The sequence below is a fragment of the Chryseobacterium sp. JK1 genome (assembly GCF_050632815.1).
Taxonomy (GTDB): Bacteria; Bacteroidota; Bacteroidia; order Flavobacteriales; family Weeksellaceae; genus Chryseobacterium.
Window position 1 is genome coordinate 237,390 of sequence record NZ_JBODRU010000004.1, and the last position, 26,149, is coordinate 263,538.

Sequence of the window (26,149 nt, forward strand, 5' to 3'; positions counted from 1 at the left end):
ATTGAAAGGATAATGTTTCAGAATTTAGGCAAAACGGAAAAATACGGCTATTGGCTTTTTATAATTCCTGCTTTATTTTTTTTGTTGAGTCCTGCAAAATTTCCTGCTGACGACGGATTTTTTTATCCACAGATAGCGCATAATTTTGTGAATGGATTAGGATTTAAATTCAATGACATTTACCCGACAAATGGTTTTCATCCTTTATGGATGGTATTCTGTATCATAGCAGATAGTATGATAGCAATTCCTAAGCAGGAAATGATTTACATACTATGGTTAGCACAGATTGTATTGTTCTTTTTAAGTATAAAATGTCTGCAGCCTTTGTTTAAAGACGGAGGAATTGGGAAAATAGTAGGAGTCGGATTTTTGGGATTGGTATTTTTCTCACTCGGAACCTTATATTTAACAGAGGCGCACCTTAATTTATTTTGTACCGCTTTATTGCTCAATCTGTTGATGCAGGGCAGAGCAGTAAACGGATGGCTTCTGGGACTTGCAGCCAGTATGGTGTTTTTATCCCGGTTAGACAATGCTTTTATCCTTCTTTTTTTAGGATTATATTGTTTATCCGGTGATTCAAAACCCAAAACAAAAGACTTATTAAAAGCAGCAGCAGTATTTATTACACTGGCAGGTGTATATCTACTGTATAATAAATTTGAATTCGGAAATATGGTTCCAATAAGCGGGAGAATAAAATCAAGTTTCCCCCATGCAGAAGGTTCTGTTTTCGGAAATAAGTGGGGAACTATTTTTCTCGTTTCAAATATATTATATGCAGTATTGCTTTCTCTTACGAAAGTTGATTTTAAGAAATTAAAACTCTACTTCGTTGCTGGGGCTATAGTACAGTTATTATATAACCTATACTTTCAGTCGCAGATAGGGCAGTGGTACTTTGTAATGCAGATGCTGGCAGTTGCCTTTATGCTGTATGATGCTGTACATTTAGTGTTACAGAAATCAGGGATTAAACCGGGTAAAACTGTAACAACGTCTATGTTGCTGGGAGGTGTCGCTTTTCTAAGTGCAGTTGCATTGATGAAAGCTAATACCAACGTAAGTTTGGGATATAATGTAGGAGGAAACAATGAAGCCATTACAGAAGTTAAAAAAGATAAAGTGCAGGCTCTTGGAGAAGAGTTGAAAAAAAACCTTCCCGCAGGTTCTAAGGTTTTTACCTATGATATGCCTGGGAAACTTGCATTTTATTCAGATCTGCAGATTATACCTGCAGATGGATTGGTGGCAGACAAACGCTTTTTTGAGCAGATTGCATCAATACCTTTTGAAAGATATCTGGCAGAAAATAACATTCAGTATGTTATACTTCCGTCGGGGTTCCAGAAAAAAGAAACGATGACGTTCATCGGAATTGAAGCAGATAACCAGAACGATACTGTTTCCTATACAATGAGAAGCAGTCTTCTGAAAAGAAATGTTAGTAAAATAAAAATGACAGATTTCGATCTTGTTAAAACTTTTTCTAACCCTCTTAAAGTCTGGCAGCCGGAATATGATAACGTAATCCTGCTAAAGCTTAAAAAAGAACAATAAACAGATTAAAGTTTGATCTTTGGAGTATGCTTGTTAAGTATTCAGATGAGGATAAAAATATCCACCTGAAACTAAGAAAATAATATTACAATAAAAGATTTAGAAATAAAGAATAAAACATTTTTTATGTCAAATAAAAATAAATCAAGTAGATTTAATAAAATAACCATCGGTTTAGCTTCACCAGAGTCTATTTTACAGGACTCAAGAGGAGAAGTTTTAAAACCGGAAACAATTAACTACAGAACTCACAAGCCTGAAAGAGACGGGCTATTCTGTGAGAAAATCTTTGGTCCTGTAAAAGATTACGAATGTGCTTGTGGTAAATACAAGAGAATTCGTTACAAAGGGATCGTTTGTGACCGTTGTGGAGTAGAAGTTACTGAGAAAAAAGTAAGAAGAGAGAGAATCGGGCACATCAACCTTGTAGTTCCAATTGCACACATCTGGTATTTCCGTTCATTACCAAACAAAATCGGATATCTTCTTGGAATTCCTTCTAAGAAATTAGATATGATCATCTACTACGAAAGATATGTAGTGATTCAGCAAGGTATTGCTAAGAAATTAGACGGTTCTGATTTTGAAAATATGGAATTCCTTACAGAAGAAGAGTACCTGGACATCATGGAAACTCTTCCTGTAGAAAACCAATATCTTGACGATTCTGATCCAAACAAATTTATCGCCAGAATGGGTGCTGAAGCTGTTGAAGATCTATTAAAAAGAATCGACCTTGATGCATTGTCTTTCGACTTGAGACACAAAGCTCACAACGAAGGTTCAAAACAAAGAAGAACTGAAGCTCTAAAAAGATTGAACGTTGTAGAAGCATTAAGAGGTGCTAATACAAGAATGATCAACAGACCAGAGTGGATGATCATGCGTGTACTTCCGGTTATCCCACCAGAACTAAGACCATTGGTTCCATTGGATGGAGGACGTTTCGCAACTTCTGACTTGAATGACCTTTATAGAAGAGTTATTATCAGAAATAACCGTTTGAAGAGATTATTGGAGATCAAAGCTCCTGAAGTAATCTTAAGAAACGAGAAGCGTATGCTTCAGGAATCAGTAGATTCATTATTCGATAATACAAGAAAATCTTCTGCAGTAAAATCTGAATCAAACAGACCATTGAAATCACTTTCAGATTCATTGAAAGGTAAGCAAGGTCGTTTCCGTCAGAACCTACTAGGGAAAAGGGTTGACTACTCTGCGCGTTCGGTAATTGTTGTAGGTCCAAACTTACAGCTTCACGAATGTGGAATTCCTAAAGATATGGCGGCTGAACTTTACAAACCATTCATCATTAGAAAACTAATTGAGAGAGGTATCGTAAAAACAGTAAAATCTGCAAAGAGAATTATCGATAGAAAAGAACCAGTAGTTTATGATATCCTAGAAAACGTGATGAAAGGTCACCCTGTTCTATTGAACAGAGCACCTACTCTTCACAGACTGGGTATTCAGGCTTTCCAACCTAAGATGATCGAAGGTAAGGCAATCCAACTACACCCATTAGTAACAACGGCCTTCAATGCCGATTTCGATGGTGACCAGATGGCGGTACACTTACCGTTAGGACCAGAAGCGATCCTTGAAGCTCAGTTATTGATGTTAGGTTCTCAAAACATCTTGAACCCTGCAAACGGTTCTCCAATTACAGTACCATCTCAGGACATGGTTCTTGGTCTTTATTTCATGACTAAAGAACTAAGCTCTACAGAGACGATGAAAGTAAAAGGAGAAGGTCTTGCATTCTATTCTCCTGAAGAAGCGGAAATCGCTTATGCTGAAGGTAGAGTATCTTTAAATGCTAAAGTAAGATGTAGGCTACCAGTTAAAGAAGATGGAGTAATCGTAACAAGATTGATCGAAACTTCTGTAGGTAGAATCCTATTCAACCAAATTGTACCTAAGCAGGTAGGATATATCAATGAACTTCTTACTAAGAAATCATTGAGAAACGTTATCGGTAAGATCCTTGCTGATACAGATTTCCCTACAACTGTGAAGTTCTTGGATGCAATGAAAGACTTAGGATATTCAAACGCATTCAAAGGAGGTCTTTCATTCTCACTAGGGGATATTGTAGTTCCTGTTGAGAAAAAACAAATGATCGCTACTTCCATTGAAACAGTAGACGAAATTAGAGCTAACTATAACATGGGTCTAATTACCGATACAGAACGTTACAACCAGGTAATCGACGTTTGGACTAATACCAACGCTGGATTAACTGAAATGATCATGAGCAGAATGAAAGTTGACCAAGGAGGTTTCAACTCTGTATATATGATGCTTGACTCTGGGGCGAGGGGTTCTAAGGAACAGATCCGTCAGTTATCAGGGATGAGAGGTTTGATGGCGAAACCGCAGAAAGCTGGTTCTACCGGTGCGGAGATCATCGAAAACCCGATCCTTGCAAACTTTAAGGAAGGTCTTTCCATTCTAGAGTACTTTATCTCTACCCACGGTGCTCGTAAAGGTCTTGCGGATACCGCTCTTAAGACAGCCGATGCTGGTTACCTAACGAGAAGATTGGTAGACGTTGCTCAGGACGTTATCGTTACAGAAGACGACTGTGGAACGCTAAGAGGTACAGAAGTTACTGCACTTAAGAAAAATGACGAGATCGTTGAAAGAATCTCTGAAAGAATCTTAGGTAGAGTATCTCTTCATAATATTTACGATCCTGAATCTGATGAGCTTATTGCTAGTGCAGACCAGGTGATCATTGAAGAATTGGCGAAGAGAATCGAAGAAGCTGGATTAGAAGCAGTGGAGGTTCGTTCACCATTAACTTGTGAGGCTAAGAAAGGTATCTGTGCAAAATGTTACGGTAGAAACTTAGCAACAGGTAAAGTGATCCACATGGGTGAAGCGGTAGGTGTAATTGCAGCACAGTCAATTGGGGAGCCAGGTACTCAGCTTACGTTGAGAACTTTCCACCAAGGGGGTACTGCAGGAAACGTATCAGAAAACCCATCTATCGTTGCGAGAAGAGATGGTATCGTTGAAATGGATGAAGTAAGAACAATTACTTCTGAAGACGAAAACGGTAACACCACTGAAGTAGTAGTTTCCCGTTCAACAGAATTCAGATTAGTTGCTGATAATGAGTCTAGAACTCCATTAATGGTAGCTAACGTACCTTACGGATCTATATTATCTGTGAAACCAGGTGATAAAGTGAAAAAAGGAGATACAATCTGTAAGTGGGATGCGTATAACGCGGTAATCATTGCAGAAACTTCCGGTAAGGTAGAATACGAGGATATCATCCAGGGTATTTCATTCCAATTGGAAATTGACGAAGCAACAGGATTTGAAGAGAAAGTAATCTCTGAATCTAGAAATAAAAAAGCGGTACCTACCTTAAAAGTAGTAGACTCTAAAGGAGTTGAACAAAAAGGATATAACCTTCCGGTAGGAGCCCACTTAATGGTTAACGACGGTGAAAAAATTAAGGCTGGTAAAGTCCTAATCAAGATCCCAAGAAAATCTGCAAAAGCAGGGGATATCACCGGAGGTCTTCCGAGAGTTACCGAATTATTCGAAGCAAGAAACCCTTCAAACCCAGCGGTTGTTACTGAAATCGACGGGGTAGTTTCTTACGGAAAAATTAAGAGAGGTAACCGTGAACTTATTGTTGAAGCTAAAACTGGAGAAAGAAAAATTTACTTAGTGAAACTTTCTAACCAGATCTTGGTTCAGGAGAATGACTTCGTAAGAGCTGGTTCTCCATTATCAGACGGATCTATCACTCCGGAAGATATCTTAAGAATTAAAGGCCCAACTGCGGTTCAGGAATACTTAGTAAACGAAATTCAGGAAGTTTACCGTCTACAGGGGGTAAAAATTGATGATAAGCACTTCGAAATCATCGTAAGACAGATGATGACAAAAGTATCTATCGTAGATGGAGGTGATACTCAATTCCTTGAAGGAGCTCTTGAGCACAAGTATGACTTCTTGGAAGAAAACAACAGAGTATTTGGTCTTAAAGTAGTAGTAGATGCTGGTGATTCTAAAGAATTCCAACCAGGTCAGATGATTACTGCAAGAGAATTAAGAGACGAAAACTCTAAACTGAGACGTGAAGATCAAAGCTTAGTAGAAGTAAGAGAAGCTCTTCCTGCTACGGCAACTCCTGTATTGCAGGGTATTACAAGAGCGGCACTTCAAACGAAGTCGTTCATGTCTGCTGCATCATTCCAGGAAACAACTAAAGTTCTTAACGAAGCTGCGGTTGCTGGTAAGGTAGATGATCTTAATGGTCTTAAAGAAAATGTAATTGTAGGGCACAGAATCCCTGCAGGTACAGGTCTTAAAGAGTATCAAAGTGTTATCGTAGGTTCTAAGAAAGAATTCGAAGACCTTAACTAAAATTAATGATTTGAAATTTGGGATTTGGAATTATTTTTATATTTTCACAATCTCAAATTTCGAATTTTAAAAACATAATTTATAACAATGGACAACAATCAAAATCCACAAGACGGAAACATCAACATCGAATTAAACGAAATGGTAGCTGCTGGTATCTATGCTAACTTAGCATTGGTAAACCACTCTCCATCTGAATTTGTAGTAGACTTTATTCAGTTGATGCCGGGTGTTCAGCAGGCTAAAGTAAGATCAAGAGTTATTCTTGCTCCACTTCACGCTAAAAGAGTATTAAGCGCTCTTCAACAGAACATCGCTAACTACGAGCAGCAGTTCGGAGAAATCAAAGAAGTTGAGCCTTTCGTATTAGGAGGAAACAACGTTCAAGCGTAAGATTTCTTTAACAATAAAATAGAATGCCTCAGTGAAAACTGAGGCATTTTTAATATAAAAAAGAAGAGAGAACATTTGGGGCTATATTATTTAAATAGGATACCCCAGCCCACTATTCTTTTCTTTAATTTCATTTTTGTTTTTTTCTGATTAAAGTTATTGGTTAAAGTTACATAAGCAATATCAGAAACAATTGAATCCACTTTCCCAACTAAGTCTATGGGATCTCTTTGGGCTTCTTTAATGGGAGATTGTAGAATAAAAATATTAAACATTTCTTTATCAGTGTCATCTATTTGCTCCCTTGCAGCTTCGTAGTTTCCTTCATGAAGTTTCTTTGTAAAATAAATAGCAGCCTCAACAGGAGTTTGACTTATAGTTCTATATAATAAATACATAAAAGCTAGAATGCAGAGCAGGAATACAGTTTTTTTCATTGTATTAGTTTTAAAGTTGTCTTTATAGTATCGTTATATCAATTCTGTCTTAATAAGGTCCCAGTAAAATTTTAGACTTATATAATATTATTTTAAAATTTATAAGTTATTCTTTGGATAGTCAAACCTTCCTGAAATTTCTAGACTAAGCTAAATAAACCTTTCCTTATGTTTTTAAGGTTTCCCGTAAAATAAGTTGTGGGTGTGAAAAAAGTTCTAAGAAATATCATAACAGCTATTCTCCTGATTTTTTGTTTCTAATAGATTTTTTAGAATTGTTAATTTTTTTTAATAAAATAAAAACATATCATAACCATATAGCAATTTTATATATTTGTTTAAGAAAAAGTAGAAAATATAAAATATGATTGATAACTCATTCGCTATAAGTAAATTTGGGTTTTTAGGAGCTGATTTTTTATCTGAACTGGAGAAGCACGCTGTTGTTATTGATATCAAAGCAAAAACAGAAATCATAAGGGAAGGGCAGAAGAATAAATTTGTACCCTTTCTGGTAGAAGGTTCCATTAAAGTGTTCACGCTGAATGATGGAAGAGAGCTTATCTACTATTACATAAAGCCGAAAGACAGCTGTCTGATGACCTTTTCATCTATTCTTACAGACTATATCAGCAGAGTATACGCCATTGCAGAAGAAGACTCCAAAGCAATCCTGATTCCTGTTTCCATTATGCATGACTGGCTTACCAAATATCCGGAGATCAATAAAGTATTTTACCATGAATATGACCGTAGGTTTTCGGAAGTGATGAACATGGTGAATGACGCTGTTTTTCACAGATTGGATAAACGGGTTCTCAATTACATCAAACAGCAGATCTCTTCCACAGGAAACAATCCTATCAAGATCACTCATCGTGAAATTGCCAACAGTTTGGGAACCTCCAGAGAAGTAGTAAGCCGTGTGATGAAAAAAATTGAAAATGAAGGAGAAATTTTGCAAACCAAAGCTGGTATAAAAGTACCTGTAAATGAAAATGTTAGTAACGTCTAATTTACTTTGTTTGAAAAGTTTATCTTTATGATTGATAAAAACAATTCTTTCGGTGACTTTTATCACCTGATTTTGAATTGATAACTCTATAAGTTTGTCATAACAATAATTTAATGGATTAGTTTATGACAAAAACTCTCTTATTTTTGTCGATATTTTCATCAGGTCTCACCTTTGCACAGGAAGATCTGTTGAAAGATATTGACACTGTAAAAACCACCACAGAAATTTCACAACCCGCCTTTAAAGCACTTCAGATTGCTACAGGCCAATCTACAAAACTCGCAGCCAAAAAAGAATGGTACATTGTTGTTGCCCACAGATTCGGAGATGTAAGTGCAGGATTCAAAGACTTTTTTGGACTTGATCATGCCTCTACCAAACTAGGCGTAATCTATGGACTTACAGATGCCGTATCAGTCAGCCTTTCAAGAGAAACCAATATGAAAACTTTTGAAGGAGGGGTAAAATATCGATTAGTAAGACAAAATGAAAACTTCCCGGTAGATATCGTAGGATACAATGTGATGGCAGCCAATACGGAACTGAGTAAAGATACTTATCCATATCTTAAGTTCAACGACAGGCTTTCTTACCTTACTCAGGCTCTTATTTCAAGACGTTTCAATGACAAGCTATCACTGCAGCTTACACCTTCTTATGTTCATAAAAATCTTTATGAACCCAATATTGAAAATAAAAACCAGTTTTTAGCAGGACTGGGAGGACGTTACAAGATCTCTAAAAGAATTTCTGTGAATGCAGAATACTTTGTGAATTTTGACAATCACAGTTTTTACAAAAATCCTCTTTCATTAGGATTGGATCTGGAAACGGGAGGCCATATCTTTCAGCTTTTATTTACCAATTCTCAGATCAATTCCGACATCGGATATCTTACCAATGCTACAGGAAATTGGGGAAAAGGACATATTTTCTTTGGGTTTAATCTTTATAGAGTTTTTTAATATGAAAAAGTTAACATTATTATTGGTGGCAGCAGCAGCAACTCTATTGGTAGCCTGTGAAAGTAGAACCTATGAAGAAATCTCAGACAATACACCCATTACATTGCCTGCGAACTATACCGCAGATATAAAACCCATCATGGATAACAACTGTGCAAGCTGCCATTCGGCAACAAGCTTTAAGCCATTGGTTACCTACGATCAGGTGAAAAATAATATTGATGGTATTCTAGACCGTATCCAGAGGGCTAATGGAGTTCCTGGTAAAATGCCGCAAGGAGGATCTTTATCTTCAGCGCAGATCAATATTTTCATAAAATGGAAAGCAGACGGATTAACTGAAAATTAAAAAAATTGATATGAAAAAATTAGTATTATTAGGCGTATTGGTATTTTCTGCAGGATATGTTTCCGCACAGAAATATAGCACAAAAACAGGAAAGCTAAGCTTTGAAGCTTCAGTACCTCTCTTTGATGATATTTATGCTCAGGATGATAATAACGTGGTGATCCTAAATGCGGATAATGGTGAAATGGCATCTGTTTCAACTGTTAAAAACTTTCACTTTAAAACAAAATTAATGGAAGAGCACTTTAACGAAAGTTACGCAGAAACTGCCAAGTATCCTAAAACAACATTCAAAGGAAAGATTGCCAATTTTGATAAAACAAAACTTACAGCAAGTCCTCAGAAATATACCGTTCAGGGTACTCTCAACTTCCATGGCGTAGACAAAGCGATTTCTTCATCAGCTACAATCTATTCTAAAGACGGTAAAATCTATATGCAGGGAGCTTTTGTGGTAAAACCCGCAGATTATAAAGTTACCATTCCTAAAATGGTCACTAAGAAAGTAGCAGAAAATGTAAATGTTGAATATAACTATACAATGCTGAAACAATGAGAACAGTAATGTTAGTCTTAGGAATTTTCCTGGGCTCATTATTATATGCTCAGGAAAAAGCAAAGTCAATCTTTGATATTGCAAGAAGCGGAACGGTTACCGAAGTACAGGATTTGATGAAACAGAATCCCGATATCATTAACCAGGTTAATGACAACGGTTTTTCACCCCTCATTCTGGCCTGTTACAGAGGAAATACAGAAGTAGCCAACTTTCTGATTAACCATGTAAAAGACGTCAACTATAAAAGCCGCGAAGGAACAGCATTGGCCGGGTTGGCTGTAAAATACAACAGAGATCTTACAGAAAGCCTTTTAAAGAAAAATGCAGACCCTAATATTGCAGATTCTACCGGATTTACCCCTTTATTTTGGGCTGTGAAATTTGGAAACAAAGAACTGGTAGAACTGTTGATACAATATAAAGCAGACAAAACAAAAAAAGATTCATCGGGAATGACCCCATTTGAATATGCATTGCAAGCCAACAACAAGGAAATTATAAATCTTTTAAAAAATTGATATGAAAAAAACTCTACTAACAATTAGTTTAGCCCTGACAAACCTCGCGTGGGCACAGTTTTCGTCGGGAACGGTAAACTTACCTGCTACATCTATGACGGTAAAATTAGACACTTCTCCTACTGGAGTAACTCTTACAGTGACGGGAGACAGTAACTCGATGCTGGGAATAGGATTTGGAGGTAACGGATCAACTTCCGGAGGAATGGCTCCAGGTACTGATGGTTTTATCTATAACTCTTCGGCGAACAGAGATTATACATTCATCGGAATGACAACCCCTACAGTTGACGCTTCTCAGGATTGGACAGAAACTTCCAATACGGTATCGGGAACTACAAGAACAGTGGTTGCAACAAGATCACTTTCCGGAGGGGCAGGGGACTTTGCAATTCCTAATGCAGCAGGTACCATTAATATCTTTTATTCAAGAAAAGGATCGGGAACTTCTTTAGGATATCATGATGCAGGAAGAGGATATGCTGCACTTACTTTAACAGGAACTTTAGCAGTAAATGAAGCTTCTGCAAAGAATACACAGGTATCTGTTTATCCAAATCCGGCAAAAGAAACGGTGAATTTTAAGAATGCTGATAAAATAAAGGCTGTTGATATCTACGACGCTACAGGAAGAAAAGTGAAATCTGTAAAAGTGAATGGAGAAAACATCAATGTTCAGGATCTTAAAACAGGAAGTTATTATCTTGAAATTCAGCTTAAAGATGGCAGTATATCTTATGAAAAATTGATTAAAGAATAATTTTTTTTAATACACCTTAAATATTTAGTGATGAATACCTCTGATTTTTCAGGGGTATCATTTTTTTCAGAAGACCAATATCAGGGAGCGAGCATTAAAATTCATATCTTTGTGTATATCTCAATTCTCAATAACAGGCCGTTTCCCGGCCTTCGTAATTTTTGCAGACAATGGAATTTAAAACCTTATCCCATATTTCAATAGACGAACTTTTATCAGTTTTCAATCATTCATTTTCGGATTATATTGTTCCTTTTCATCTTACTAAAGAAGTTTTACTCCTAAAGCTTGATTCTGAAAAATTGGATTTGAATATCTCAGTTGGAGCCTTTGAAAATGATCAACTGGTAAGTTTTATCCTTCAGGCAGAAAAAGAGGAGGAAGGTAGAAAAACAATCTATAACGGAGGAACAGGTATCGTTCCGGAATTTAGGGGAAAAGGTCTGGTGAGGAAGATGTATGACTTTATTATTCCTCAATTGAAAGAAAGAAATGCTGAGGTATTGCTTCTCGAAGTTATTCAAGGAAATGATGGAGCAATTAGAGCATATGAAAACTTAGGTTTTACCATAGTGAGAAAATTCCTTTGCTTCAATGGAAATATTAATTCAGTAAAAGAAATTAATGAAGTGTCTATTCAGGAGCTTGAAGATTTTCAATGGGAAAAATTCCGTTCTTTCTGGGATATTGAACCTTCATGGCAGGGAAAAAATTTGATTCTTGAAGATATTAAGAAAGACGTATTGAAATTAGGAGCCTTCAAAGATGAGGTACTTGTAGGATATATCGTTTATCACCCTGTTTCAAAAAAAGTATATCAAATTGCGGTAGATAAGAAATATAGAAATAAAGGAATAGGAACAACACTTTTTAAAGCGATAAAAGATATCAATCAAAAGCAGCCAATATCTTTCAATAACGTGGATGAAGCTTCTGAGAATACTACAAAATTTCTTGAAAAAACTATTGGATTAAACAACTGGGTGTCTCAGTTCGAAATGAAAAAGAATATTTAATAATGTGTTGATTTATAGTAGAATAAAAGGTTTTAATATACTTTTAATACAGTGAACTTTTCAGGCCGGAGGATAGAACGTAACTTTGCTGAAAATTTTAAATAATGAAGAGAGGAATACATCTTTTACTGCTGCTGATCTCATTTACGGTTTTTGCACAACAGACAACTGTTGATACAGCTCAGGTAATTGTTCCAGGCCGTCATAACAGCCCGGAAGCCCAATCGAAGCCTTATGTAATCATGATTTCTACAGACGGTTTTCGATACGATTATGCTAAAAAATATAATGCTGAGAACCTGCTAAAGCTATCCAACAGCGGAGTACAGGCAAAAGCAATGATCCCAAGTTATCCAAGCATCACATTTCCTAACCACTGGAGTCTGATCACTGGACTTTATCCTTCTCATCATGGGCTTATCGATAACTTTTTCTATGATTATAAGAGAAAAGAATCTTATACGATGAGCAGCAAGAAAAATGCAGAAGATGGAAGCTGGTACGGAGGAACTCCACTTTGGGGACTAGCTGAAAAACAGGGAATGGTATCTGCTTCTTTGATGTGGGTAGGGTCTGCCAGCGATGCCGGAGGAATGAGACCTACTTATTATTATCCTTATCACGAAAAATTTACCCCTTCCGAAAAAGTGGATAAAGTAGTAAACTGGCTGAAGCTGCCTGAAGATAAAAGACCACACTTTATTTCCTTATATTTCCCTGAAGTAGACGGAAGCGGACATCACTACGGGCCCGATACTCCAGAAACTGAAAATGCCGTTCATCTGATCGATCAGGCAATAGGTGATCTGGTACAGAAAGTAAATGGATTAGGATTAAAAAATGTCAACTTTGTTTTTGTTTCAGATCATGGAATGATCAAAGTAGACGGAGGTACACCTTTGGAAATTCCGGCTCTTCTTTTTGATAAAAATAGATTCGATTTCTATAATTCGCAGACTTTGCTAAGAGTATATGTTAAAAATCCGGATGAGGTAAAATTGGTGTATAAACAACTTAAAGCTAACAAAACCGAAGATTACGAAGTTTATTTGGATAAAAAGCTTCCTAAATATCTGCACTTTGCAACAAGAGACGATCAATACAACAGAATAGGACAAATTCTTCTGATCCCAAAAGCACCTAAAATCTTCTTAGAAAAAGGAAAGAAGAGCTCAGTAGGAAAACATGGCTATAATCCTAAAACAGTTCCTGAAATGAAAGCAACCTTCTATGCATGGGGACCTGAATTTAAAAATAACCTCGTTATTGATGAGTTTGCCAATATTAACGTTTATCCTTTGGTTGCCGATATCTTAGGCTTAAAGATAGAACAGCCGATTGATGGAAAATTCAAAGTATTAAAAGGAATACTGAAAGAAGACAAATAATAAAGAATGCAATCAAATACAACGGGATTCGGCGCACCAAAGGTGCGCCGAATCTCATTAAAAATCTTATTTCTTGAGCTTCCCTGAAAAGATTATTAAAACTTAGAAGAAAATTCCTTTGCAAAATCTTCCAGTTTAATACTTCCGGTAACAGGAGAACCATGTTCAATGAAATCTTTCTGTACCACTCCTTTTCTCATTCCAAGGCCCATTTCTACATATAACTCTGCCATATCTTTTGGAAGACCTGCCTGAAGCATTCCATTTAATGCATCCTCATCCGTAAATTCAACCCATGGAAGTTCTGGCTTGCTTACAGAAGTTCCTAAGATCTTTGCAAAATCAGAAGCCTTTCGGAGATCACTTACAATGTATCGTATATTTTTTCCGTTTTCATCTTTCACAAGCTCTTCTGCAGCTGCCTGAGCGATATCCTGAGGATGTACAACTGGAATTTCAGTACTTTCCGGATAATTTCCACCCATGATTCCTGCATTTTGTATCAATGGAATATCATTGAAGAAATTATTATAAAAATATCCGGCTCTCAAAAAAGTAAAAGAAGTGTTTTCTACCTCGCGGTATAGATTTTCAATGTGATGAAGACCTTTTATCGGTCCATTTTCTATTGGGGATGCAGCACCAACGCTGCTTAGCATAACCGCTCTTTTCACATGAGCATTTTTCAATGCTTCAGCATAATTTTTTCCTGCCTGTATCGTGTTTTCAACAATATTGCTGGCACTGATGGCAGGAGGAGTCATTACAAAAACAGCATCTGCTCCCTCAAACGTTTTTGTTAAAAAATCTACATCCGTTATAGATCCTATGGCGGAAGTAGCTCCTAAAGACTCAATATCCTGCTTTCTTGCATCTGTACTGCTGATTACAGTAAGATGATGACCTGCTGCAAGCAATTGTTGTGTTAACGGTTTGGCTACATTTCCTAATGATCCGGTGATTACAATTTTCATATGTAAGTTTTTTATTGTTGTTTAATGGTCATATGTAATCGCTGAATATTCACCATCCTTTATGAATTGATTAAATATATGCGATTTCATGATAAATATTTTTTTATTTCTGACAACAAAGTTATATTTGTACTTACTTTTATACAAGTACTTACCCTAAAGTATGTAAAGATGACAGCCATTAAAGAAAGTTCAACCATTCAGGAAAATAAAAAGAGTGTACAGGATTGCCCTGTAATGTACGTTATGGAAAGAATCGGAGGATTTTGGAAACCTATCATCCTGTTCAATCTTTCTACCGGAGAAAAAAGATACAGCGAATTGAAAAAGTCGATTCCGGCAGTAACAGAAAAGATGCTGATTCAACATCTAAAGCAGCTGGAAGCCGATGGTTTAATTATCAGAACTGCAAAACCTGTAGTCCCTCCTCATGTAACCTATAAACTGAGTGAAGCAGGAAATGAACTGGCTCCTGTTATTGATGCCATGGCGGCCTGGGCCTTCCACGATATGGAAAGAAATGATAACAAAGATGCGGAAGGAAACAGATATATGATGAATAATGATCAGAATGCTTTTAGCCAGAATCTAAAAAAATAAAAACAGGCCCTTCAATCTGAAAAGCCTGCTTCTGTTAATATATGTTATAGAAGAATTACAAAGACTCCATATCAATTACGAAACGGTATCTTACGTCGCTTTTCAGCATTCTTTCATAGGCCTCGTTGATATCCTGCATTTTGATCAGCTCAATTTCCGAAACAATATTGTGCTCACCGCAGAAATCAAGCAATTCCTGAGTTTCTGCAATACCTCCAATAACAGAACCTGCTACAGATTTTCTTCCCATAATCATAGGAACAGTATTCAGAATGGGTTCCAAACCACCTAAATAACCTACGAGAACGTGCGTTCCGTTAATATTTAAAGTAGTAACATATGGGTTCACATCATGTACATAAGGAACTGTATCAATGATTACATCAAACTTTCCTTTTACAGATTCCATTTGTGAATCATCTGTAGAAATTATTACATGATCAGCTCCCAATTGCTTAGCATCCTCAGTTTTTCCCGGAGTTCTCGAAAATAAAGTGACTTCAGCCCCCAATCCTTTTGCAAGTTTGATCGCCATGTGTCCTAAGCCTCCTAATCCGACAACGGCAACTTTAGAACCAGGACCTACGTTCCAGTGCTTTAAAGGAGACCATGTTGTAATACCTGCACAAAGAAGTGGAGCTACTGCTGCAAGATCAAGATTTTCAGGTACTTTTAATACATGGTGAGAATCTACAACCACTTTTTGAGAATATCCTCCAAAAGTATGACCTCCCAAATGCTTGTCTTTGCCATTATAAGTTCCTGTGAAACCATTCAGGCAATACTGTTCCAAATCGTGCTGGCAGCTGTCGCAATGTCCGCACGAGTCTACAATACATCCTACTCCCGCAAGATCTCCTACCTTGAACTTCGAAACTTCACTTCCTACCTTTGTGATTCTCCCTACGATTTCATGTCCCGGAACAGCAGGATACAAAGATCCGCCCCAGTCATTTCTTGCGGTGTGAAGATCAGAGTGGCATACTCCGCAATAAAGAATTTCAATCTCAACATCTTTAGCGGTGATTTCTCTTCTTTCAATATTCATTTCTTTCAGGTCCGCAGTTGTGGACTCTGCGCCATACGCTTTTACTGTAAATGTGCTCATTTTTTTAATGTAAGTTTTAATAAGTATATGTTATAAGTTGCTATATTCATCATCGGTTACCGGTTCCAGCCATTCCACAATTCCGTTTTGCGTATTGGGATTAATGGCAATATGAGTAAACTCACTGTCAGGAGCCGCACCATGCCAATGGATGACATTAGGAAGAATATTGACAATATCTCCCGGATGTAAAACCTGTGCCGGTTTACCTTTCTCCTGATACAATCCTCTTCCTGAAGTTACGATTAAAATCTGTCCGCCACCATGAGAATGCCAGTTATTTCTGCATCCCGGTTCAAAAGTGACGTTTCCAATCTGGCAATTCAGTTCGTTATCGTTGGGTTTTAGAATCTGAACCCAGGCTGTTCCTCCCGAAAAATAATCGGATGGAGCTTTTTCTCCTTTCGGAAAAATGTTTGAATTAAAAGTTTCCATAACGGTACAAAATTCGAAACTTTCAAACAAACCCTGCTTATACAGATTACCGAATTACTTACCAATTTTACAGACACAATTTCAGTTCCCTGAGAAAGTAGTAATTTTGAGTAAGAATTTAAATTCATTCTATGGAAAATCAGGAAGTTGAAATCTATAATAGTGTCTCGGAATACAATAAAATGGCCAATCATGAAACACTGCATCCATTGGTAAGTGTCATTGATTTTTCCAAGTCCGATCCTATCTGTCAGCATAAGAGAAAATTCGGATTTTATACCGTTTTTTTGAAAGATGTGATGTGTGGAGATATGTTTTACGGTAAAAATAGCTATGACTATCAGGAAGGCACACTGGTTTTTATTGCTCCTGAACAAACCTATGGAATTTATAATAAAGACAAATTTGTTCAGCCGGCAGGTTTTGCATTGATTTTTCATCCGGATCTCATAAAAGGAACCAACCTGGGAAAACATATCAAAGACTATTCATTCTTCTCTTACGAAGTACACGAGGCTTTACATCTCTCAGAAAAAGAGCGTGAAATTGTTCTTGAATGCTTTAAAAATATCAAACTTGAACTCGAGCAGTCCATTGATAAGCATAGCAAATCTCTCATTGTTAATAATATTGAACTTTTTCTAAATTACTGTATGCGTTTCTACGACCGTCAGTTTATTACAAGAGATTATATCAATCAGGGAGTGATTGGAAAATTTGAAAATCTGGTAGACGATTATTTAAAATCTGAAAATCCAAAAAATATAGGATTTCCTATGGTTAATTATTTTGCAGAAAAACTGAATCTTTCGGCTAATTATTTCGGCGATCTGATCAAAAAAGAATTGGGGATTTCCGCTCAGGAATTTATTCACAACAAACTTATTGATATTGCCAAAGAACAGATTTTGGATCAGGCAAAAACAATCAGTGAAATTTCTTATGATCTAGGCTTTAAATATCCACAGCATTTTACAAGACTGTTCAAAACCAAAGTGGGTATTTCTCCGAGTGAGTATAAAATTCTGAACTAAGTTTTTTTAACAGTAACAGAGCTCCATCAATTTGTGAATTGTGTTTAGAATTTTTTTCAACACGAATAACACTAATTTTTTCACGAATAGCACAATAATCTTTAGTGAATATTTGTGCTTGCATTTGTGGAATTTGTGTTTAGATTTTTTTAACACGAATAGCACTAATCCTTTTCACGAATAGCACAATAATCTTTAGTGAATATTTGTGCTTGCATTTGTGGAGTTTGTGTTTAGATTTTTTTAACACGAATAGCACTAATTTTTTCACGAATAGCACAATAATCTTTAGTTAATATTTGTGCTTGCATTTGTGGAGTTTGTGTTTAGATTTTTTTAACACGAATAACACTAATTTTTTCACGAATAGCACAATAATCTTTAGTGAATATTTGTGCTTGCATTTGTGGAATTTGTGTTTAGATTTTTTTCAACACGAATAACACTAATTTTTTCACGAATAACACAATAATCTTTAGTGAATATTTGTGCTTGCATTTGTGGAATTTGTGTTTAGATTTTTTTAACACGAATAGCACTAATCCTTTTCACGAATAACACAATAATCTTTAGTGAATATTTGTGCTTGTATTTGTGTCATTTGTGTTTAAATAATTAAATTTAAAGAGAAAAGTTTTCACAGTTTTAGAGATGACACCCAATCAACAGAACATCCTTATTTTTAAGACCCGTTTTGGAAAAATCGTGGCATTAAAGGAAAATGGAATTATCAGAGCAAGAAGTATCCGTTATGCTCATTCTGAAAGGTACCAAAAACCTTTACCTGAAAAACCTTCAGACTCAGAAATTATCGCACCTGCTAAAACTCCTGTTTGCCCACAGAAGTTGAGTCCGCTTGTGGAAAAAATGATCGGTGCTACTCCTGTTGACAATTTCGAAGCCGATGAATCTACGCAATACCTCTCCATAACTCGCCCCGAGAGTAGAATTGAAAATGAAAAGCTTCCTGTTGTTGTTTGGATTCATGGAGGTTCTCATGAAATAGGATGCGGAGACTTATCCACAGCAGATCCCTCAGAATGGGTAAAAGAGCAGAATATTATTGTTGTTACCGTTTCCTATCGCCTAGGACTTTTTGGGTTTTTGGGTGGGGATGAAAAAAGACCGGCCAATTTAGGTTTGTTTGATATCATAGAAGCTTTACAATGGATCAAAAATTATATTGCAGATTTTGGAGGGGATGAAAATAATATTACCCTTTTAGGACAATCTTCAGGAGGAGATGCCATTGCTCACCTCATGATTTCAGATGGAGTAGAAAACCTTTTTCAGCGCCTGATTATCCAGAGTGCTCCTCTGGGGCTGCGTGATAAAAGGCAGAAAATGTCTGAAGAGTTTCTGAAGAAAACTGAATTTTTGAAAGATGAAGCAGATGTAATGAAAATGATGGATGACTATGGAAAACTGGTTCCCCCTGTAATTAAATATGGTTTGAAAGCCGCCATGCCATTTGGTACTCAATATGGTTTTCCTCCGTTATGTAGAGAAGATGAGGCTGTAGAAAAATGGAAAGAAAATGCTCATCAATATGATGTACTGATTGGGTTGAATAATGATGAAACAGCTTTTTATCTCAAAACTTCCGAAGCCTTGAATAAATATTTTGGAAAGGGAATAGGTTTGAAAATACTTGATAAGACTGTCAAAAAAACTACAGAATTCATTTATGGAAATCCGGCCCGTAAATTTGCAGAGAATCATGCTAATGGAGGAGGAAATGTTTACCTGTTCAGAATATTTTCCAAATTAAAAGCGAATCACATAGGAGCCTCTCACTGTATTGATCTTCCTTTGATCTTCGGTAATGAATCTGCATGGAAGTCATCCGAAATGCTGAAAGATATTCCCTGGAATCGCATTCATGAGAATGGAAAAAAACTAAGAGCTCTTTGGGCTGAGTTCGCCAGAACAGGGAGAATTTCCGACAGTTCTGAGATCCCTGAAATTTTAGACTTGCAAAAGATTGAACGTAGTATTGGAGAAAGAAAACAGTAATTCAAAATCTGAAAAAAGGATAAATATCGGTTTTCTGTTTATTTGTGAAGAAACAAGTGTATAAGATAGGATTAGTATTATATTGTTAATGAAATGGTTATTATTTTATTTTTTGTGTATATTTGATTTGCCAAACCTTAAAATATAATAATTATGAAAACTAAAATTTTTCAGTACCAATTGAGCAGGGATATTCTCAAAAGAATACAGGCAGGTACTATAGACATTTGTACAAATGTTTCAGCCAGGGGAGGACAATGTTTATATCCATATGTTTGTGGCCCTTACGGATGTGAACTTTCCGGGAATAGTGGTGGTAATGGTAATGCTGGTGGTACAGGAGGCTGGGGCACCGGCGGCGGAATTGGCGGTGGTGGTAATACAGGTGGCCCTGATCCCGAACAAACCGTATAAATAAAGAGTATACTACATACTTATGAATTTTAAAAACCATTTACCAAAATCAAATAGACTATGAATACAAAATTGAAATGGCATGAGCTGAGCAGAGAAACACTCCGTAATTTGCTCGCAGGATCTCCCGGAGAACCTGCTTATTGTTTTTCAGGTGGAGGTCCTGGAGAAGGAGGTTGCAATCCAGGTGACATATGTGAAAACGGACGTTGTGTTCCCTATAACCCATCCGGCGGAGGCCCTGGTGGAACAGGAGGGGGGACAACAGGTCCTACGCATACCTGCTATTGTGGGACCTATTCTTATGTGACTTCAGATCCGTGTCCAAATAATTGTTTCAGTGATTAAGTTATATCAATTCAAAAATACTTTACTATGAAAAATCCAAACACAACATTGAATCAAGGGCGAAAGCTCGATCGTAAAAAACTGATGAATATCAAAGGAGAAGGTCTTAATAGGGATCGGGTATGCTGTACTTCCAACGAAGACGGCTACTGCTGCGAATGGGCAAAAGATATTTGGTATTGCCAATATATTTACTGCTAAAATACTCTGAAAGGATACAAGGCATACATGACTCTATTATGTATGCTTTTTATTTTTCATACATTCATGTTATTCGGAGATCCAAACACTTACATTACCCGCAGGAACAGGAAAATTTCCCCATCCGTTTTCATCGATGGTTACTTTATCTTTAAATCGTTTCAAAAGATCTTTGAATTTTTTACCGGCATAAAGCATTCCCATTTCCATAGGCTTGTTGTAAGAGTCTTTATTGCTTAGAACTACGGCACATCCTGCATGCTGATCATCTCCTTCCCGAACCCATCCCAGACAGTTAGCGTCCTCAAAATAATCTTTTTGCTCTCCGTAAGCATAGTCTTTTCTTGCTTTCAGAAGCTCTTCAATACCATCTATCTTCGGCATGAAGATTTCCTGATCATTTCCATCTTTGTCTTTATCCACATAATGTGATCCATAAAGATCCGGATAAAAAATACATGGATAGCCGTCTTTTCGCAATAAGATCAAAGCATACGCTATAGGCTTGAACCAAGGCTCAACAGGAGCTTCCAGAGCCTGTAGGGGTTGTGTGTCGTGATTGGCAACAAGACTCACCGAATGCAAAGGATCTGCCTGAGTAAGAGTTTCTTCAAAAATATTTCTGAGATCATAAGAAGCTCCTTCTTTTGACGCCGTATGGAAATTATTCTGCAAAGAACTGTCAAACAAACTCATGCAACCTTCCGTTACATCAATATATTTCTGAAGCAGATGAAGATATCCCGGAGCCCAATATTCCCCAACAGCAAAAATATTCTTCCCAGAATTGGAGCGCAGAAGAGTGATCCATTCTTTATAAAAATCAAAAGAAATATGTTTTAAAGCATCCAGCCTTACCCCATCAAAATCAGTCTGGTCAAAATACCATTTTGCCCAGTTGTTGAGCTCTTCCCGAACAAAAGGATTGCGATGCTCAACGTCGTTGTACATAAGATAATCGTAATTTCCTTTTTCATCATCTATCATTTCTTCCCAGTCGTTTCCGTATTCAGACTGTATTTTGTAGATGTGGGAATCCATACCTTCCGCATAATCCACACCGCTGAAGCAAGTAAAGTTCCACTCAAAATCTGAATATTTTTTTCCTCTTCCCGGAAATGTAAACTTGGTGTATGATTCTATCTCAATAATGTCGGAGATAACTTTCTCCCTGTTGTTCTCATCTACCTTTACCACTTTAAATTTTTCCAGCTCATCACCACCGGCTTTATGGCCGAGGACGATATCAACAATCACCTCTATATTTTGTTTTTTTAAAGCATGAATGGCTTTGAGATATTCTTTTTTAAGACCATACTTGGTAGAAATTGTTCCCTTTTGGTCAAATTCTCCCAGATCATAGAGATCATAAGCGTCATATCCGGTAGAATAACCGCCATTCGTTCCTTTATAAGCTGGAGGGAACCATACTGAAGTGATTCCTAATTTTTCGAGATATTTAGCCTGTTTTTCCGCTTCTTTCCATAGTTTTCCGTCTCCTTCAGAATACCAGTGAAAAAACTGAATCATAGTTGGGTTCATAAATTTTGCTGATTTGTTGGATACAATTTAGCGAAAAAATATGATCTATTGATTCTCAAATTCTTCAAACGGAATTTTTAGTTGAACGGAAATCTGCTTTTTTTCTTCTGTATTGAGGTGAGAAAGAGATAATCCCAGTAAACGGACAGCTTTGTCATAAGGGCGAAGTTCCCAAAGTTTTTTCCCAGTATTGAAATACTGTTCAGGATTTGTAAAATATTCTTCTCTCGTGATGCTCCTTGTGAAAAGAGAAAAATCTTTATATTTGATTTTTAAGGTCAACGTTCTTCCCATGATATTATTTTTCTGCAGACGCTGATGAAGCTCTTCACTTAAACTTTCCAGTTTTTCATTGATTTGCTGCTCATCAAAAAGATCTTCAAAAAATGTTCTTTCCACCGCTACACTTTTCTGAATGCGATGAGGTTTCACTTCTGAAGTATGAATGCCGCGTACCACATTGTAATAATGTCCTCCGGATTTTCCGAACATCTTCACGAGTTCTTCCAGTGACCTTTTCTTTAAATCTTTTCCTTTATAAATTCCCAAACTGAACATTTTATTAGCCGTAACTTTTCCTACTCCATAAAACTTTTCAACAGGCAATTCTTCCAGAAAATGTTCTACTTTATCAGGATGAATGGTTTTTTGACCATTAGGCTTATTAATATCAGAAGCTACTTTGGCAAGGAACTTATTGACGGATATCCCCGCAGAAGCCGTTAATCCCGTTTGTTCAAATATTTTTTGACGGATCTCTCTTGCGATCTGGTTGGCCGATTCTATTTCTTTTTTATTTTCCGTGACATCCAGATAGGCCTCATCCAGGGAAAGAGGCTCTACCAGATCGGTATATTCATAGAAAATTTCCCGGATCTTTTTGGAAATTTCTTTATATCTGGCAAAACGGGGAGGAACAAAGATCAGATGAGGACATCTTTCTTTCGCTGTTTTGCTGGGCATTGCCGAACGAACGCCATATTTTCTTGCTTCATAGCTTGCCGCAGCAACAACTCCGCGGTGCTGACCTCCCACAGCGATAGGTTTACCTTTCAGTGTCGGATTATCATGCTGTTCTACAGAAGCATAAAATGCGTCCATATCCACGTGAATAATTTTACGGAGTGGTACCAGAGAATCCATATCACAAAGATATGGATTCCTTTATTTACGATATATTATTCGTTACTATTTCAGTCTCATGGTAAGAAATAAAGGTTCAAAACCCGCTTTTTTATAAGCTTTTATAGCAGATTCATTCTGGGCATATACATCCAGTCTTACTTCTGAAACACCTTTGGTTTTGGACCAATGGAGGAGTTCATCCGTAATTATTTTGTTGATTCCTTTTCCTCTGTATTCGGGTTTTACATACATAAATCCCAGATAGGCATACTTTTTAAAGGTATTATATTCCTTCTCTGATTTTTTTATCAGCGCATATCCTGAGGCAACAATTTCATCATTTTCTTCTGCTACGATTAAAATAGCATCCGGAGAATTAATAAACTCATTCAGATCATAATAATGAATTTCGCCATCGATAAGGGTACTGTTGAAAGGCCTTTCTGCCGAAACCATTCCCTGTTCAAATGCTAGAAGAACCTGAAGGTCTTCTTTTGTGGCTTCTCTTGTAATCATGGTGTAATTGGAATGGGGAACTATTGTAAAAGCTTGTCTATAGTCTGCTGAATTTCCGGGTCGTCCGGAGCGATAGCATAATATTTGGCAATAGCAGATTTCTGATCAATAATCATATATCTCGGAATCCAGTTCAGATCAATATAATTGTTAAAATCATTTTTCCACCCTGAAGCAAACCAATAGTTCTCTTTGTCTTTCATATTGAATCTTACAAGGCTTTTATCAAAACCTTCTTTAGATCTTTCCAGGGAAAGGAATACAAAATCTATATTAGGATTGTTTTTTTCTAATATCTCAGCTTTTGGAAAGGCCTGAAGACAGTCTCTGCACCATCCAGCCCAAAAATCAATTAATAAAACTTTTCCTTTATGCTGATCAAGGATCTGTTGAATGGTAATCGCTTTTCCATCTTCATCTTCAAGTTTTTGCTGTAAAGCTTCTTTGGAAAAACTGGTTTTAAGAACTGCAGGTACTTTTTGTGAATAACTGATTCCAAAAATACCGATCATAAACATTAATAACAACTTTCTCATTTCGTACAATTTCATTTATACAAATCTAAACAATGAATTGGAATTGGAGAGTAGGAAAATTAATCCATTGAAAAATTCTATGAATTTTGAAGTATAGAATTTATGGATATGTTTTTATCAGTCCTTTAACTATGGTGATTACATTGGGCATTGCTTTATTGGCCGCATCCAGAACTTCTTCGTGAGAAACAGCGAAAGCAATATCCGGTCCGCCAAGATCTGTAATAACAGACATACAGAATACATCCATTCCCATGTGTTTTGCAACAATGACTTCCGGAACGGTACTCATACCTACCATATCTCCGCCAATGGCTTTGATCATGCCATACTCTGCAGGAGTTTCAAAGGTGGGGCCCTGAAGGGCAACGTACACTCCCTGATGAATTTTAATATTGTTTTCTGAGGCAACCTGCTCAGCGGTGCTGATCATTTTTTTGTTATAAGGTTCACTCATATCCACAAAACGTGGTCCGAGTTCGTCAATATTCTTTCCCCGAAGCGGGTGCTCAGGCATCATATTGATGTGATCTTTTAAGATAACGATATCTGCAACACTGTAAGCCTGGTTTACCCCGCCACAAGCGTTGGAAAGGATGAGGTTTTTAATTCCCAGCTGATGAACCACTCTTACAGGGAAGGTTACTGTTTCCATAGAATGTCCTTCATAATAATGAAAACGGCCACTCATCATCAGTACTTTTTTTCCTTCTAAAATTCCATAAATCAACTTTCCGGTATGTCCGGCAACCGTTGTTTGTGGAAAATGAGGAATCTCTTCGTATTCTAAAACATAGATCGGTTCTACCTCATTCTGTAACTTACCCAGTCCTGATCCTAAAACGACTGCAAAATCAGGAGTTTCCTGAATGATATTTTTGATAAAATCAGCAGTCTCTTTAATTTTTTTTAACATAATCTAAGATGATTTGATTGAATTCTTCTTTCTTATCAATGACAACATTGATAGGCCAGTAGTAAACAATTTCTCTAAGATAGTCAAAAGTTTTCAGACGTACGTAATCTTTCTCTGTGGTTAATATCAGCTTATATTCTCCTAATTTTTTATACTCGGCAACGATTTTTTTAATATCATCATCCGTGAAATTATGATGATCTCTAAACTTTAAATGTTTTACCCTTTTCGAGAATTTTGCCAGATGTTCCAGAAGCGGTTTCGGATTGGCAATTCCTGTGATGAGAAGGATATCATAATAGTTCAGGTTGTTATCAGGAAGGATTTTATCTTTTCCGTATACATTTTCATCGTAGCCAATGGATGAGAAGAATACTTTCTGCCCGTATGAAGGTCTTATCCTTGAAATATAATATCTCTTGGTTTCCTCCGTCAGTTCGTCAGGACATTTACTGACCATAATAATATCAGCTCTTTTATAACCTGCTCTCGATTCTCTCAGATCTCCCGCAGGAAGAATATAGTCTTTGAAAAACGGATCGTTAAAGTCGGTCATCAGAATATTGAAACCAGCTTTTATCGCTCTGTGCTGAAAAGCATCATCCAATACCAAAACTCCCAGGTCCATATCATCAATTACTTTTTTGGCTCCGGGAACACGTTCTTCGGAAACGGCAATCACAAAACGGTTTTTGAAACGTTCAAAAAGCTGCATCGCTTCATCACCTACTATTTTGTAGTTGCTGTCGTAATTGGTGACTTCATACCCTTTGGTGAGTCTTCCATATCCTCGGGATAAAACGCCTGTTCTGTAATGTTTGGATAAAAACTGAGCGAGATACATCACCATAGGCGATTTTCCACTTCCGCCCACAGAAAGATTTCCGACATTGATTATCGGAGTTTTGAATTTTGTCGATTTAAAAATTCCCAGATCATACATTGTGTTCCGGATACCCGTTACCAAATGATAACCGAGGGAAAAAGGATAAAGGTACCATCTTTTCATACGATTGCAAAAATAGG

27 protein-coding genes are annotated in these 26,149 nt (G+C 36.8%); 17 read left to right on the top strand and 10 right to left on the bottom strand.

Translation table 11 applies throughout. The annotated features are described in order from the left end of the window. Positions 1–12: 12 nt before the first annotated feature. From ACQ76T_RS19990 to ACQ76T_RS20000, 3 genes are all read left to right on the top strand, one after another. Positions 13–1,563 (top strand): hypothetical protein, encoded by a 1,551-nt coding sequence (locus tag ACQ76T_RS19990; RefSeq protein WP_431344994.1) that lies wholly within the window; start codon positions 13–15, stop codon positions 1,561–1,563. Positions 1,564–1,689: 126 nt separating this feature from the next. After that, a complete protein-coding gene (gene rpoC / locus ACQ76T_RS19995; RefSeq protein ID WP_431344995.1) occupies positions 1,690–5,955 on the top strand; it encodes a DNA-directed RNA polymerase subunit beta' in 4,266 nt (1,421 codons plus the stop codon). Positions 5,956–6,042: 87 nt separating this feature from the next. Further along, the gene (locus ACQ76T_RS20000) at positions 6,043–6,348 is read left to right on the top strand and encodes a DUF3467 domain-containing protein (protein WP_027375539.1); all 306 of its coding nucleotides are present in this window, start codon (positions 6,043–6,045) and stop codon (positions 6,346–6,348) included. Between the two features lie 86 nt (positions 6,349–6,434). On the opposite strand, the gene ACQ76T_RS20005 is transcribed toward ACQ76T_RS20000, so the two are convergent. Then, positions 6,435–6,785, bottom strand: coding sequence for a hypothetical protein (locus tag ACQ76T_RS20005; protein ID WP_431344996.1), 351 nt, complete (start codon positions 6,783–6,785; stop codon positions 6,435–6,437). A gap of 364 nt (positions 6,786–7,149) precedes the next feature. Between ACQ76T_RS20005 and ACQ76T_RS20010 the strand changes: the two genes are divergently transcribed. The 8 genes from ACQ76T_RS20010 (at position 7,150) to ACQ76T_RS20045 (ending at position 13,358) form a co-directional block, all read left to right on the top strand. Then, positions 7,150–7,800: a Crp/Fnr family transcriptional regulator gene (locus ACQ76T_RS20010; RefSeq protein WP_431344997.1), complete on the top strand. Its 651-nt coding sequence runs from the start codon at positions 7,150–7,152 to the stop codon at positions 7,798–7,800. A gap of 125 nt (positions 7,801–7,925) precedes the next feature. Next, positions 7,926–8,768, top strand: a complete 843-nt coding sequence (locus ACQ76T_RS20015) for a DUF5777 family beta-barrel protein (protein WP_431344998.1) — start codon at positions 7,926–7,928, stop codon at positions 8,766–8,768. A 1-nt stretch (position 8,769) separates the two neighbouring features. Continuing rightward, entirely contained in the window at positions 8,770–9,117 is a 348-nt protein-coding gene (locus ACQ76T_RS20020) for a c-type cytochrome (protein ID WP_431344999.1), read from the top strand. A gap of 10 nt (positions 9,118–9,127) precedes the next feature. Further along, complete coding sequence (locus tag ACQ76T_RS20025; protein WP_431345000.1) at positions 9,128–9,673, top strand: YceI family protein; 546 nt, start codon at positions 9,128–9,130, stop codon at positions 9,671–9,673. Continuing rightward, positions 9,670–10,194 (top strand): ankyrin repeat domain-containing protein, encoded by a 525-nt coding sequence (locus ACQ76T_RS20030; RefSeq protein WP_431345001.1) that lies wholly within the window; start codon positions 9,670–9,672, stop codon positions 10,192–10,194. Before ACQ76T_RS20025 ends, ACQ76T_RS20030 begins: the two co-directional genes overlap by 4 nt. A gap of 1 nt (position 10,195) precedes the next feature. Next, on the top strand, positions 10,196–10,954 hold the full coding sequence (locus ACQ76T_RS20035) for a T9SS type A sorting domain-containing protein (RefSeq protein ID WP_431345002.1): 759 nt from the start codon (positions 10,196–10,198) through the stop codon (positions 10,952–10,954). A gap of 170 nt (positions 10,955–11,124) precedes the next feature. Then, positions 11,125–11,970, top strand: coding sequence for a GNAT family N-acetyltransferase (locus tag ACQ76T_RS20040; protein WP_431345003.1), 846 nt, complete (start codon positions 11,125–11,127; stop codon positions 11,968–11,970). Between the two features lie 104 nt (positions 11,971–12,074). Further along, a complete protein-coding gene (locus ACQ76T_RS20045; protein ID WP_431345004.1) occupies positions 12,075–13,358 on the top strand; it encodes an ectonucleotide pyrophosphatase/phosphodiesterase in 1,284 nt (427 codons plus the stop codon). A 95-nt stretch (positions 13,359–13,453) separates the two neighbouring features. On the opposite strand, the gene ACQ76T_RS20050 is transcribed toward ACQ76T_RS20045, so the two are convergent. After that, entirely contained in the window at positions 13,454–14,332 is an 879-nt protein-coding gene (locus tag ACQ76T_RS20050) for an NAD(P)H-binding protein (protein WP_431345005.1), read from the bottom strand. A 171-nt stretch (positions 14,333–14,503) separates the two neighbouring features. On the opposite strand from ACQ76T_RS20050, the gene ACQ76T_RS20055 reads away from it, so the two are divergent. Then, positions 14,504–14,932, top strand: coding sequence for a winged helix-turn-helix transcriptional regulator (locus ACQ76T_RS20055; protein WP_431345006.1), 429 nt, complete (start codon positions 14,504–14,506; stop codon positions 14,930–14,932). Positions 14,933–14,987: 55 nt separating this feature from the next. Here the strand turns inward: ACQ76T_RS20055 and ACQ76T_RS20060 are convergent, their stop codons facing one another. Together ACQ76T_RS20060 and ACQ76T_RS20065 are read right to left on the bottom strand one after the other, a co-directional pair. Continuing rightward, positions 14,988–16,040, bottom strand: coding sequence for an NAD(P)-dependent alcohol dehydrogenase (locus ACQ76T_RS20060; protein ID WP_431345007.1), 1,053 nt, complete (start codon positions 16,038–16,040; stop codon positions 14,988–14,990). A gap of 30 nt (positions 16,041–16,070) precedes the next feature. Then, on the bottom strand, positions 16,071–16,475 hold the full coding sequence (locus tag ACQ76T_RS20065; RefSeq protein ID WP_431345008.1) for a cupin domain-containing protein: 405 nt from the start codon (positions 16,473–16,475) through the stop codon (positions 16,071–16,073). Positions 16,476–16,606: 131 nt separating this feature from the next. On the opposite strand from ACQ76T_RS20065, the gene ACQ76T_RS20070 reads away from it, so the two are divergent. The 5 genes from ACQ76T_RS20070 (at position 16,607) to ACQ76T_RS20090 (ending at position 20,488) form a co-directional block, all read left to right on the top strand. Next, positions 16,607–17,509, top strand: a complete 903-nt coding sequence (locus ACQ76T_RS20070; protein WP_431345009.1) for a helix-turn-helix domain-containing protein — start codon at positions 16,607–16,609, stop codon at positions 17,507–17,509. A gap of 651 nt (positions 17,510–18,160) precedes the next feature. Beyond that, on the top strand, positions 18,161–19,525 hold the full coding sequence (locus tag ACQ76T_RS20075) for a carboxylesterase family protein (RefSeq protein WP_431345010.1): 1,365 nt from the start codon (positions 18,161–18,163) through the stop codon (positions 19,523–19,525). Positions 19,526–19,678: 153 nt separating this feature from the next. Continuing rightward, entirely contained in the window at positions 19,679–19,939 is a 261-nt protein-coding gene (locus ACQ76T_RS20080) for a hypothetical protein (RefSeq protein WP_431345011.1), read from the top strand. A gap of 60 nt (positions 19,940–19,999) precedes the next feature. Beyond that, positions 20,000–20,287, top strand: coding sequence for a hypothetical protein (locus ACQ76T_RS20085; protein WP_431345012.1), 288 nt, complete (start codon positions 20,000–20,002; stop codon positions 20,285–20,287). A 27-nt stretch (positions 20,288–20,314) separates the two neighbouring features. After that, positions 20,315–20,488: a hypothetical protein gene (locus ACQ76T_RS20090; protein WP_422694164.1), complete on the top strand. Its 174-nt coding sequence runs from the start codon at positions 20,315–20,317 to the stop codon at positions 20,486–20,488. A 69-nt stretch (positions 20,489–20,557) separates the two neighbouring features. Here ACQ76T_RS20090 and ACQ76T_RS20095 read toward each other — a convergent pair whose 3' ends face one another. From ACQ76T_RS20095 to lpxK, 6 genes are all read right to left on the bottom strand, one after another. Beyond that, positions 20,558–22,018: an alpha-amylase gene (locus ACQ76T_RS20095; protein ID WP_431345013.1), complete on the bottom strand. Its 1,461-nt coding sequence runs from the start codon at positions 22,016–22,018 to the stop codon at positions 20,558–20,560. A gap of 57 nt (positions 22,019–22,075) precedes the next feature. Beyond that, a complete protein-coding gene (gene dinB, locus ACQ76T_RS20100) occupies positions 22,076–23,173 on the bottom strand; it encodes a DNA polymerase IV (RefSeq protein ID WP_431345014.1) in 1,098 nt (365 codons plus the stop codon). 45 nt (positions 23,174–23,218) lie between these two features. After that, the gene (locus ACQ76T_RS20105; protein ID WP_431345015.1) at positions 23,219–23,671 is read right to left on the bottom strand and encodes a GNAT family N-acetyltransferase; all 453 of its coding nucleotides are present in this window, start codon (positions 23,669–23,671) and stop codon (positions 23,219–23,221) included. Between the two features lie 20 nt (positions 23,672–23,691). Next, positions 23,692–24,207, bottom strand: coding sequence for a TlpA family protein disulfide reductase (locus ACQ76T_RS20110; protein ID WP_431345016.1), 516 nt, complete (start codon positions 24,205–24,207; stop codon positions 23,692–23,694). A gap of 100 nt (positions 24,208–24,307) precedes the next feature. Next, the gene (locus tag ACQ76T_RS20115; protein WP_431345017.1) at positions 24,308–25,123 is read right to left on the bottom strand and encodes a purine-nucleoside phosphorylase; all 816 of its coding nucleotides are present in this window, start codon (positions 25,121–25,123) and stop codon (positions 24,308–24,310) included. After that, a complete protein-coding gene (lpxK, locus tag ACQ76T_RS20120; RefSeq protein WP_422694158.1) occupies positions 25,107–26,132 on the bottom strand; it encodes a tetraacyldisaccharide 4'-kinase in 1,026 nt (341 codons plus the stop codon). Before lpxK ends, ACQ76T_RS20115 begins: the two co-directional genes overlap by 17 nt. Positions 26,133–26,149 lie beyond the last annotated feature (17 nt).

What these genes read in the sequence shown, in the direction of transcription:
- ACQ76T_RS20080 (WP_431345011.1), top strand. Translation starts at nt 19,679, where the DNA reads ATGAAAACTAAAATTTTTCAGTACCAATTGAGCAGGGATATTCTCAAA.
- rpoC (WP_431344995.1), top strand. Translation starts at nt 1,690, where the DNA reads ATGTCAAATAAAAATAAATCAAGTAGATTTAATAAAATAACCATCGGT.
- ACQ76T_RS20050 (WP_431345005.1), bottom strand. Translation starts at nt 14,332, where the DNA reads ATGAAAATTGTAATCACCGGATCATTAGGAAATGTAGCCAAACCGTTA.
- ACQ76T_RS20075 (WP_431345010.1), top strand. Translation starts at nt 18,161, where the DNA reads ATGACACCCAATCAACAGAACATCCTTATTTTTAAGACCCGTTTTGGA.
- ACQ76T_RS20070 (WP_431345009.1), top strand. Translation starts at nt 16,607, where the DNA reads ATGGAAAATCAGGAAGTTGAAATCTATAATAGTGTCTCGGAATACAAT.
- ACQ76T_RS20035 (WP_431345002.1), top strand. Translation starts at nt 10,196, where the DNA reads ATGAAAAAAACTCTACTAACAATTAGTTTAGCCCTGACAAACCTCGCG.
- ACQ76T_RS20000 (WP_027375539.1), top strand. Translation starts at nt 6,043, where the DNA reads ATGGACAACAATCAAAATCCACAAGACGGAAACATCAACATCGAATTA.
- lpxK (WP_422694158.1), bottom strand. Translation starts at nt 26,132, where the DNA reads ATGAAAAGATGGTACCTTTATCCTTTTTCCCTCGGTTATCATTTGGTA.
- ACQ76T_RS20030 (WP_431345001.1), top strand. Translation starts at nt 9,670, where the DNA reads ATGAGAACAGTAATGTTAGTCTTAGGAATTTTCCTGGGCTCATTATTA.
- ACQ76T_RS20005 (WP_431344996.1), bottom strand. Translation starts at nt 6,785, where the DNA reads ATGAAAAAAACTGTATTCCTGCTCTGCATTCTAGCTTTTATGTATTTA.
- ACQ76T_RS20095 (WP_431345013.1), bottom strand. Translation starts at nt 22,018, where the DNA reads ATGATTCAGTTTTTTCACTGGTATTCTGAAGGAGACGGAAAACTATGG.
- ACQ76T_RS20065 (WP_431345008.1), bottom strand. Translation starts at nt 16,475, where the DNA reads ATGGAAACTTTTAATTCAAACATTTTTCCGAAAGGAGAAAAAGCTCCA.
- ACQ76T_RS20025 (WP_431345000.1), top strand. Translation starts at nt 9,128, where the DNA reads ATGAAAAAATTAGTATTATTAGGCGTATTGGTATTTTCTGCAGGATAT.
- ACQ76T_RS20085 (WP_431345012.1), top strand. Translation starts at nt 20,000, where the DNA reads ATGAATACAAAATTGAAATGGCATGAGCTGAGCAGAGAAACACTCCGT.
- ACQ76T_RS19990 (WP_431344994.1), top strand. Translation starts at nt 13, where the DNA reads ATGTTTCAGAATTTAGGCAAAACGGAAAAATACGGCTATTGGCTTTTT.
- ACQ76T_RS20110 (WP_431345016.1), bottom strand. Translation starts at nt 24,207, where the DNA reads ATGAGAAAGTTGTTATTAATGTTTATGATCGGTATTTTTGGAATCAGT.
- ACQ76T_RS20115 (WP_431345017.1), bottom strand. Translation starts at nt 25,123, where the DNA reads ATGTTAAAAAAAATTAAAGAGACTGCTGATTTTATCAAAAATATCATT.
- ACQ76T_RS20055 (WP_431345006.1), top strand. Translation starts at nt 14,504, where the DNA reads ATGACAGCCATTAAAGAAAGTTCAACCATTCAGGAAAATAAAAAGAGT.
- ACQ76T_RS20010 (WP_431344997.1), top strand. Translation starts at nt 7,150, where the DNA reads ATGATTGATAACTCATTCGCTATAAGTAAATTTGGGTTTTTAGGAGCT.
- ACQ76T_RS20090 (WP_422694164.1), top strand. Translation starts at nt 20,315, where the DNA reads ATGAAAAATCCAAACACAACATTGAATCAAGGGCGAAAGCTCGATCGT.
- dinB (WP_431345014.1), bottom strand. Translation starts at nt 23,173, where the DNA reads ATGGATTCTCTGGTACCACTCCGTAAAATTATTCACGTGGATATGGAC.
- ACQ76T_RS20020 (WP_431344999.1), top strand. Translation starts at nt 8,770, where the DNA reads ATGAAAAAGTTAACATTATTATTGGTGGCAGCAGCAGCAACTCTATTG.
- ACQ76T_RS20045 (WP_431345004.1), top strand. Translation starts at nt 12,075, where the DNA reads ATGAAGAGAGGAATACATCTTTTACTGCTGCTGATCTCATTTACGGTT.
- ACQ76T_RS20060 (WP_431345007.1), bottom strand. Translation starts at nt 16,040, where the DNA reads ATGAGCACATTTACAGTAAAAGCGTATGGCGCAGAGTCCACAACTGCG.
- ACQ76T_RS20015 (WP_431344998.1), top strand. Translation starts at nt 7,926, where the DNA reads ATGACAAAAACTCTCTTATTTTTGTCGATATTTTCATCAGGTCTCACC.
- ACQ76T_RS20040 (WP_431345003.1), top strand. Translation starts at nt 11,125, where the DNA reads ATGGAATTTAAAACCTTATCCCATATTTCAATAGACGAACTTTTATCA.
- ACQ76T_RS20105 (WP_431345015.1), bottom strand. Translation starts at nt 23,671, where the DNA reads ATGATTACAAGAGAAGCCACAAAAGAAGACCTTCAGGTTCTTCTAGCA.